Raw genomic sequence first — 1,758 nt, 5'->3', positions numbered from 1 at the left:
ACTGGAACCCCTCTTTATATCTGCACTTTTCCGCTGAACGATCGCGTCCGGCGGTGGAGCTGCTTGCCAGAGTGCCGCTGGAGAATGTCGAATATGTTGCCGATCTTGGCTGTGGCCCAGGTAACAGCACCGCCCTGCTGCATCAACGTTGGCCTGCGGCCAGGATAACAGGCATCGACTCGTCTCCGGCGATGATTGCTGAAGCGCGCAGTGCTTTGCCAGACTGCCAGTTCGTGGAAGCAGACATCCGCAACTGGCAACCGGAACAGGCACTCGATCTGATTTTTGCTAATGCCTCACTGCAATGGCTGCCCGACCACTACGAATTGTTTCCTCACTTGGTTTCTTTACTTAATCCGCAGGGCGTGCTGGCAGTACAGATGCCAGATAACTGGCTGGAGCCGCCCCATGTGCTCATGCGCGAAGTTGCTTGGGAACAAAACTACCCGGATCGCGGGCGTGAGCCGTTGGCTGGCATTCATGCTTACTACGATATTTTGAGCGAAGCCGGATGTGAGGTCGATATCTGGCGAACCACTTACTATCACCAGATGCCGTCGCACCAGGCGATTATCGATTGGGTGACCGCCACTGGATTACGTCCGTGGTTACAGGATCTGACCGAGAGCGAACAGCAGCTTTTTCTTACGCGCTACCATCAGATGCTGGAAGAGCAGTATCCACTGCAAGAGAACGGACAGATACTGCTGGCATTTCCGCGTCTGTTTATTGTTGCCCGCCGTACGGAGTAATTATCACGTCAGCTGGTAATGACGATCGGGAAGAATTTTTGCTGGAATTTCTGCTTCATCGTTCATCTGTAACAGGTCAATTTCAATAGCGTTGCAGATGGTATCCAGCGGTAAGTCATTGTTTTCAGTACCGAACGGTTCTTCCAGTTCTTCCGCCAGACAATCCAGCGAAATAAAAGTGTAGGAAATCAGCACAGAGATAAAAGGCGTCATGTAATGCAGGTCCACGACCAGCGCGAACGGCAGCATGATACAAAACAGATAAACGGTACGATGCAAAATCAGGGTGTAGGCAAAGGGAATTGGCGTGTAGGCAATGCGCTCACAGCCTGCCAGAACCGCTGAAATATCATTAAGCCGATCGTTGAGGCTAATAAACAGGATATCTGAAAGCTGTCCATTGCGGCGCTGAACCGCCAACCATTCTCCCATTATTAACAAGATACGGTTAGCTGGAGAGTTCGAAGCCAGTACACGCTGAAGATCTCCAGTCTTGAGATAATGAGCCAGCACTTCCGCCTGTGGCTGTTTGCGTAATGTCATGCGTAAACAGTGGGCGAAGGCGATTTGCAGCCTGGCAAACTCCCTTACACTTGCCGAATCCGGCAATGTCGTTTTTACCTCTCGCAGTAACGACCGTGAGGCAATCATCAACTGCCCCCAAAGTTTTCGCGCTTCAACGTAACGGGCGTACCCGGCATTATTACGAAAACCAAGAAAAATGGCGATGGCGACACCGAGAATGCTGAACGGTGCGAGGGTGAATTTGATGCCCAGATGCGTGTACCAGGGCAGCATGAATATAACAGCAATAGAAAAGAGAAAATTGAGTAGTAAGCGCGAGGATATCTTGGATAATACTGAGCCGTGCCAGACAAAAATACGGCGCAGCCAGTGTTGTTGTGGACGAACAATCATGGTTATCTTCAGGCGTGGAAAAGTCGCCCTATTAAACGTGATTACGATCACATTCTCAAGACGCTACTTACAAATTACCTAGAACCAC

General features: G+C 50.5%; 2 protein-coding genes. One reads left to right on the top strand and one right to left on the bottom strand.

Annotated features, from left to right (window positions below; all coding sequences use genetic code 11):
• On the top strand, nucleotides 1-752 hold a 752-nt coding region (gene tam, locus ACUU1M_RS20050), incomplete at its 5' end, for a trans-aconitate 2-methyltransferase (protein ID WP_449144774.1).
• A 3-nt stretch (nucleotides 753-755) separates the two neighbouring features.
• On the opposite strand, the gene ACUU1M_RS20045 is transcribed toward tam, so the two are convergent.
• Complete coding sequence (locus ACUU1M_RS20045; protein WP_000637084.1) at nucleotides 756-1,670, bottom strand: bestrophin family protein; 915 nt, start codon at nucleotides 1,668-1,670, stop codon at nucleotides 756-758.
• Between the last annotated feature and the right edge of the window lie 88 nt (nucleotides 1,671-1,758).

The organism is Shigella sp. SIG6 (genome assembly GCF_053555815.1).
Note: the sequence above shows the minus strand (reverse complement) of the source record. Positions and strands in the feature narration are given on the sequence as shown.

Bases quoted from the DNA above. Each gene is read 5' to 3' on its own strand.
- ACUU1M_RS20045 (WP_000637084.1), bottom strand. From the start codon at position 1,670: ATGATTGTTCGTCCACAACAACACTGGCTGCGCCGTATTTTTGTCTGG.